This is a genomic window from Mesorhizobium sp. M1E.F.Ca.ET.063.01.1.1 (assembly GCF_003998155.1).
GTDB lineage: Bacteria > Pseudomonadota > Alphaproteobacteria > Rhizobiales > Rhizobiaceae > Mesorhizobium.
In genome coordinates this window covers 1-6504 of the sequence record NZ_RZSC01000321.1, presented here as the reverse complement: position 1 = coordinate 6504, position 6504 = coordinate 1, and the positions used below count along the sequence as shown (strand labels likewise).

Below are 6504 nucleotides of genomic sequence, written 5' to 3'. Positions count from 1 at the left end.
GAAGACGGCCGGCTGGTCCGGCCGGTTGCCCGAGCGCTGGAACTGCGCCAGCCTTATTGCCTGACGATCCCCGAACGCAGCGCGAGGCGCGATGTCGTGGCGGCGTTCCGGGAATGGCTGATCGAGGAATGTCGGCGCGCGGTCAGGTCTCCGGCGCTGATCGCCTAGCAGTTAGAGATGTCCAGCCAATGCAGCCACCATGTCCTTGCTGGTCGCAACGGGAACGATCTCGAACTCGACGAGATCGGCCCATTCGATGACCCAGCGCTGCAGCAGCGTGACGTCATCGGCCTCGACCAGCAGGAAGCAGCGGCTCATGTCGCCTGCGATCCAACTGTGGTGCACGACGAGCTCGTCTGGCTTCAGCCGGCCCTTGTCGCGGAAGCGGCGGTAGATTTCCTTGCGGTCGCAGCCGCTGAAATCCTCGATTACGAAAAACAGCATCTTTGCCCCATTCGAGCAGCTATCGTTCCAGGCGCTCCAGGAACCACTGCGTCAGCCGCACCCAGACCTCGTCCTTCTCGCCGGAATCCTCCCAGCCATGGTCGAGATTGGGATTGTCGTTGACCTCGATGACGAAGACGCCGTCCTTGGTCTCCTTGAGGTCGACGCCGTAGAGCCCGTCGCCGATGCACTTTGCCGCCTTGACCGCCGTCTCGACGACATGCGGCGGCGTCTGCTTCAGCGTGAAGGTCTTGATGCCGCCCTGGTCGGGCTTGCCGTTGGCCTTGTGGTTGACGATCTGCCAGTGCTTCTTGGCCATCAGATAGTGGACGGCAAAGAGCGGCTGGCCGCCGAGCACGCCGACGCGCCAGTCATATTCGGTCGGGATGAATTTCTGCGCGATGAGGAGGTCGGAATCCTCCAGCCACTCGGTCGCGAGCTTCGTCAGTTCGGCGAGGTTCTCGCATTTCTTGACGCCGCGCGAGAAGGACGAGTCCGGGATCTTCAACACCAGCGGAAAGCCCAGCGTCTGCGCCGCCAGCTCCAGGTCCGAGGTGCCGGCGATCATCACCGTCGGCGGCACCGGCACCTTGTTGTAGGTCATCAGCTCGTTGAGATAGACCTTGTTGGTGCAGCGGATCATCGACAATGGGTCGTCGATCACCGGCATGCCTTCCTGCTGGGCGCGGCGCGCGAAGCGGTAGGTGTGGTTGGAGATGGACGTCGTCTCGCGGATGAACAGCGCGTCGTAGTTGGCGAGCTTGGCGAGATCCTTCCTGGTGATCGGCTCGACCTCGACGCCCATCTTTTCGGCGATCCGCGCCCAGTAGCGCAGCGAGGAAATCTCAGACGGCGGCAGTTCCTCATGCGGATCGACCAGCGTAGCGAACGTATAGCGCGCCGGCGTGCGGCCCTTGGTGTCGCGCCATTCGCGGTTGGTGTAGGTGTCCAGGCACTGCAGGAAGAAGGCGTCCTCTTCGTCGGTCATGCGGGCGAGCGGCAGGAAGCCGATCTTTCGGATCGAGGCCCATTCGGCGCTATCCTTGATGTGGACCTCCAGCGCCGGCGCGCGGAACCAGTCGAACAGGAGCTTGGTGAAGCGGTCCCAAACTTTCGACGGTCCGATGCCGAAGAAGACGGCGACCTTCGACGGGAAGGTTCCGCCGAGATCCTTGCGGCATTTGTTGAGCGCCAGCTCGAGCTCGGGCAGCGCGTGCTCGTAGAGCTTGCGCTCCGACAGGTCGATCATCGTCTCGACGGTAGGGATCACCTTATGGCCGCGCGAGCCGGCGAGCAGTGAGGCGTAGTAGCCGCGGCTCTGGTAGCCGTAGTTGTTCGACAGGTTGATGACCTTCGGCCGCTGGCCGCGAAACAGCGCCGGATGCGCGAGGTAGTCGCGGTTGGTGATGATCTTGTGCGGCGTCGCCACCTGGTCGAGATCGTTCTGCCTGCCTGTAAGGATGACCCAGGTCATTGTTTCAGCGTTTTCCCAGAGTGATGGCGGCGCGCAACCCGTCGCGGCCGAACTGCGCCATGTTCATGAAGATAGCGTAAGGCACGGGAATGTTGGCGGCGTCGAGGATTGTCTCCTGCCTTTCGTCCTCGACCCAGGGATCGTGGATCAGGATATGGTCGCCGTCGTCGCCGATGGCGAGCACCCAATGCGGCACCTTCTTGCCGAACATCAGGAACCCGCTGATCAGCACCAGCACCAGCTTGCCCCCGGCAAGGGCGGTACGGATGTCGTCGATGCCGAACGGACGGTAATTCACCGGAATGCCGTAAAGTTCCGCGCGACGGCGAAAGTCGACCTGGGCGAGTTCCATCACCCGGCGTTTGTCCTCGCTGCGCACCGACTGCAGGAACAGCGCGCCGTGGAAGGAGACGAAGATCTCGGCGGCAAGCCCGCTTTCATAGCCGGCAACCGCCAGGCCGAAAGGCTCGCAGCCGCCCGGGCCCGACATCATGAAGACGGTGGTCGCCTCGCGCCACAAGCGGATCTCCATGACCGGATCAGGCACGAAGCCGTGGTCGAAATTGGCCATCGCCATCATCAGGCAGCAAGGGCCGCAGGTGAATTCGCAGGTCTGCTGGTAGAACGGCACCCCGGTAGCGGTCGGGACATCGCCGCGCAGCGTCTTTTCGTAACGCAGCGCGGTGGCGCCATCCTCGTAGTAGTCGGGCTCGCGGCCGATCCTGCGGTAGCCCGCCTGCTCGTAGATGCTGATGGCGCGCTGATTGTCCTCGCGCACTTCGAGCCGCAGCATCATGCGATCGTGCTCGTAGGCCGCCTCCTCGGCCGCGGCCAGCAGTTGGCGGCCGATGCCGAGGTTGCCAAAGAACGGACCGACGGCGATGGAATAGAGCCGCGCCACGCCGCTGCCCTTGCGAAACAGCACCACCGCGTAGCCGGCGACATGGCTGTCGTTCTCGGCCACCAGCATCTCGGCGGTCTCGCGCTCGATGAACTGACGGAAGGAGCGGCGGGAAAGCCGGTCGCCCGAGAAGACGGCCTTCTCGATGGCGGCGAGGTCATCGACGTCTGACGCGCGGGCCTTGCGAATCTCGGCAGGCATGCGGGCTTGGGAGAACCTCGATTGGATTGCGGAAATGGCCCCGGTCACTAAAGCAACACCGGCCGAAGCGCCAGTATTCGTCAAGCGCTATCGCTCCTTGATTAGGGCCGAATTGTGACAGGTTCCGTGGCGGCAAGGAAGCGCGAAGTGTTTGAACAAGATCGCTGTTTGGAAGGGCTGCCGGCTGCGCAAAACGCAGCCGGTTTCAGCTCGAAATACCGGCGAGAAGCTGGCCATAGGCGATCTTGGCGACGTCCGACAGCCGCTCGCGCGGCAGCGAGCCGACGACGGCGCAGCCATAGCCTTTGTCCAACCAATAGACCGCCTCAGGGCCGTCCGCTTCGGCAGCATAGGTGCCCTTGGCGGCCGCGGACGATTCGGCGGTGACGAAGAGCGAGATGCGCTCGCCCTTGGCGTCCTCGTAAAGCAGCATCGCGGCCTTGCCGTGCTCGCCCGAAGGCAGCAGCCGGCCACCGACGAGCTCGAAGCCTTCGGCCGCCAGATCGGGCGCCACCAGCTTCAGCCCAACCCGGTTGGACAGCCATGTCTGAAGGTGGTCCTTGTCGCTCGCCGGCACCTCGACCGCGTGACGCTTCTCGCCGGCGTAGATGACATGGGCGGCGATCGCCTGCTCGACGAGCTGCTCGTCGCTGTCATCGCTTCGGCCGACGCCGCCGATGCCGGCGACATAGCCGCCGAACCCGCCGACCATCAGCACGACGGCGGCCGCCGCCGAAAGCCACCAGCGCGAACGCCATGCAGACGTCTTTGCCGGCGCTTCGCCAAGCACCGCTGCCTTGAGCCGCGCCGGCACCGGCTCGTCCATGACGCCAGCCAAGGCGGCGCGCAGCGCCGTGCGGTCGGCGATGTAGCGAGCGCTCTTCGCCTTCATCTCAGGATTGGCTTCGAGCCAGGCTTCATAAGCCATGCGCTCCTCGCCCGGCAGCTCGCCGTCGAGGGCCATGTGGATATCGCGTTCAGTGAAATCGCGCCGGGTCATCGCTCGACAATCCTTATCGAGCGGCGGCGCGAAGAGTCGTCCAGCAGGCCGCGCAGTTCCTCGCGGCCGCGCGCGATGCGCGACATCAGCGTGCCGGCCGGCACGCCGAGGATGTTGGCGGCCTCGGCATAGGAAAAGCCTTCGATGGCGACCATGACCAATGCCGCGCGACGATCGGGGCTGATCGCCTGCAGGGCATCCATGATCTCGCGCGAGGCAATGCTTTCGACCTGATCGGCGGGCGCAGCCTGGGCTTCGCCGGCTTCGAGCGGCAGCATCGCCGACTCGCCACGCCGGTTAACCTTGCGCATCTGGTCGATGAACAGATGATGCATGATCGTAAACAGCCACCTCCGGGGGCTTTCTCCAGTCTGCCAGTTGTCGAGCCGCACAAGCGCCCGCTCCAGGCAGTCCTGGACGAGATCGTCGGCGGAATCGCGATCGCGCAGCAGCGAGCGCGCATAGCGCCGCAGACGCGGTATCTCGCTCAGGATCGCTGCCTTCTTGTCGTCCATGACCGCTTGTTTCGAGGTCGTTTTCCATCCGATTGAACGCGCCTTTCCGGCGCGGCGCAAGCAGCCAGCGCGAAGCGGACCACCCGCTCCGGTACCCAAGCACCTTAACAACGCCAACGGATGCCGGTTTATTCCCGGCCCAAATGGCGATGCTTTTGTTTGTCTAATTACGTAAGATAGGTATAATAGGTAAATTACGTATGAGGTGACGACCAATGAAGCAATTCACCTTTTCGGATATGAACCGCGCATCCGGCGAAATCCTGGAGACGGCGATGATCGAGCCGGTCGCTCTCACAAAACGTGGCAAAGAAAAGCTGATCATCCTGTCAGCCACCCAATACCGGCAACTCGTCGGCTCGTCCCATGCCGCCGCTTACACGCTCGAGAATGCGCCGGACGAGGTCCACGATGAACTCATGTCGGGGTTGGAGTCCATCATAACCGGCGACAAGCCGGATGCTTAAGCCCGGCGATCTGGTTCAATACTACTATTTATGGGCGCGACGGGCTGACGCCGGCGAAGAATCCGGCCGCAAAGCGCGGCCGGTCTGCATTGTGGTCAGAACGCCGACCACGCCTGCGGCGCTATTCCTGTTCCCGCTCACCTCGCAAAAGCCCCACCGGTCCCGCGCGCATATTGCAATCAGTGAGATCGAGTGCCGCAGAGGCGGCCTCGACTTTCCGTCATGGCTCATCCTCGACGAGTACAACCGCGTCCGGATTGACGAAGCCTACGATCTCGTCACGACGAAACCAATTGGTTCTTTCAGTCCGGCATTTGTCCGCAAGGTCGCTGGCCTCATCAAAGAGGCGGCCGGACAGCGCCGTCTGCGCGGCGTAGTCCGAAAATAGCGGGGTTGTCACCCCTCTCTCGCCGCCCGCGTCAAAAGCCGCTGGTAGAACAGCCCGATGCCGATCAGCACCGCGCCCAGCCCGATGAAGGAGAGCGCGCGCAGCACGCCTTCCAGCTCCGACATGTCGAAGAGGAAGACTTTCACCACCGCGACCGCGATCAGCACCGCCGAGGCAATGCGCAGCAGCTGCGACCTCAGCCAGACGCCGGCGGTGAGCAGCGCCACCCCGATGACCAGCCAGAGCGCCGAATAGGTGTAGGTCTCGAGCTGGCCAAGACCGCTCCACAAGCCGATGAACTCGCCCTTGAAGAGCCGCCGCACCGACAGCGTCGCATAAGCGAAGGCAAGCAACGAAGCGATCAGTGCCAGCATCGCCGCGTACCATCTTGGGCGCTTGTCGCGGACATAGAGCGCCAGCCCACCCGCGGCGATCGCCGGCAACAGATAGGCGAGGAACAACAGGTTGAAGAACGGAATGGTGCCGGTCGATTCATCCGTCACCAGCGGGTTCAGCACCGCGAAATGCTGGATGACGATCAAGCCCGCCGAAACCACGCCGGCGGCCATCGAGCCATAGCGCAGCACCGAACTCGGCGAGCGCATGTCGATGGCGACGAGGATGGCGCCGGCGCCGAGCGCGATCAGCGTGTAGATCGCCTGTTCGGCAAGGGTGACGGGGCCGGTGTCGATGACGCCGCCATGCATGGCGTGGCGCACCAGCATCGCAACGGTGAGCAGCGCGAACAGGGCCGAGGCCGCCTCCATGGCAAGGCGCGGCCGTCCGTTGGTGGTGCGCGCCAGTTGCCAGGCGGCGAAGCCGAAGGCGAGCGCCGGCACGCCATAGCCAAGCAGCAGCCAGTTGAAGACCGGCGTCCTCGACAGCGCCGCCGCGCCGACGATGGTCGGGTCGAAGGCGACGCGGCCGAGCACGGCGACCGCGGTACCAACCGCGATCCAGCCCAGCACCGGATAGGAGCGCCAGCGCGTCGCCAAGGCCGGCACGACGGCGGCGGCGCCGAGCAGCACCGTGGTCCAGCCGGAGCCGAAGGCCATGTGCAGCATCAGCAGAGCGGCGACGCCGGCGCCGGCGAGCGCGAAGGAGACAGCGGGTC

General features: G+C 64.2%; 8 protein-coding genes and 1 pseudogene. 3 read left to right on the top strand and 6 right to left on the bottom strand.

What is annotated here, in order from left to right:
* Positions 1-168 (top strand): annotated as a pseudogene (locus EOA29_RS43095) (transcriptional regulator); the annotation flags it as partial.
* A 3-nt stretch (positions 169-171) separates the two neighbouring features.
* On the opposite strand, the gene EOA29_RS21210 reads toward EOA29_RS43095, so the two are convergent.
* The 5 genes from EOA29_RS21210 to EOA29_RS21190 all read right to left on the bottom strand — a co-directional run bounded on the left by EOA29_RS21210 (position 172) and on the right by EOA29_RS21190 (position 4535).
* Positions 172-444 carry a DUF3303 family protein gene (locus EOA29_RS21210; protein WP_126094920.1) on the bottom strand — a complete coding sequence of 91 codons (273 nt, stop codon included), beginning with the start codon at positions 442-444 and terminating at the stop codon, positions 172-174.
* A gap of 19 nt (positions 445-463) precedes the next feature.
* The gene (locus tag EOA29_RS21205; RefSeq protein WP_126094921.1) at positions 464-1918 is read right to left on the bottom strand and encodes a RimK family protein; all 1455 of its coding nucleotides are present in this window, start codon (positions 1916-1918) and stop codon (positions 464-466) included.
* Positions 1919-1922: 4 nt separating this feature from the next.
* Complete coding sequence (locus tag EOA29_RS21200; protein ID WP_126094922.1) at positions 1923-3020, bottom strand: GNAT family N-acetyltransferase/peptidase C39 family protein; 1098 nt, start codon at positions 3018-3020, stop codon at positions 1923-1925.
* Positions 3021-3225: 205 nt separating this feature from the next.
* A complete protein-coding gene (locus EOA29_RS21195; protein WP_127221416.1) occupies positions 3226-4020 on the bottom strand; it encodes an anti-sigma factor in 795 nt (264 codons plus the stop codon).
* On the bottom strand, positions 4017-4535 hold the full coding sequence (locus tag EOA29_RS21190) for an RNA polymerase sigma factor (RefSeq protein WP_040972071.1): 519 nt from the start codon (positions 4533-4535) through the stop codon (positions 4017-4019). Before EOA29_RS21190 ends, EOA29_RS21195 begins: the two co-directional genes overlap by 4 nt.
* 215 nt (positions 4536-4750) lie before the next feature.
* Here EOA29_RS21190 and EOA29_RS21185 point away from each other — a divergent pair, with 215 nt between their 5' ends.
* The gene (locus EOA29_RS21185) at positions 4751-5002 is read left to right on the top strand and encodes a type II toxin-antitoxin system Phd/YefM family antitoxin (protein WP_126094924.1); all 252 of its coding nucleotides are present in this window, start codon (positions 4751-4753) and stop codon (positions 5000-5002) included.
* On the top strand, positions 4995-5390 hold the full coding sequence (locus tag EOA29_RS21180; RefSeq protein ID WP_189478950.1) for a hypothetical protein: 396 nt from the start codon (positions 4995-4997) through the stop codon (positions 5388-5390). Before EOA29_RS21185 ends, EOA29_RS21180 begins: the two co-directional genes overlap by 8 nt.
* An 8-nt stretch (positions 5391-5398) precedes the next feature.
* Here the strand turns inward: EOA29_RS21180 and EOA29_RS21175 are convergent.
* The coding region (locus EOA29_RS21175) for a DUF2339 domain-containing protein (protein WP_145969727.1) at positions 5399-6504 on the bottom strand (1106 nt) is incomplete at its 5' end.

Excerpts from the sequence above, each read along its gene's own strand:
- EOA29_RS21195 (WP_127221416.1), bottom strand. The coding sequence starts at position 4,020 with ATGACCCGGCGCGATTTCACTGAACGCGATATCCACATGGCCCTCGAC.
- EOA29_RS21190 (WP_040972071.1), bottom strand. The coding sequence starts at position 4,535 with ATGGACGACAAGAAGGCAGCGATCCTGAGCGAGATACCGCGTCTGCGG.
- EOA29_RS21210 (WP_126094920.1), bottom strand. The coding sequence starts at position 444 with ATGCTGTTTTTCGTAATCGAGGATTTCAGCGGCTGCGACCGCAAGGAA.
- EOA29_RS21180 (WP_189478950.1), top strand. The coding sequence starts at position 4,995 with ATGCTTAAGCCCGGCGATCTGGTTCAATACTACTATTTATGGGCGCGA.
- EOA29_RS21205 (WP_126094921.1), bottom strand. The coding sequence starts at position 1,918 with ATGACCTGGGTCATCCTTACAGGCAGGCAGAACGATCTCGACCAGGTG.
- EOA29_RS21200 (WP_126094922.1), bottom strand. The coding sequence starts at position 3,020 with ATGCCTGCCGAGATTCGCAAGGCCCGCGCGTCAGACGTCGATGACCTC.
- EOA29_RS21185 (WP_126094924.1), top strand. The coding sequence starts at position 4,751 with ATGAAGCAATTCACCTTTTCGGATATGAACCGCGCATCCGGCGAAATC.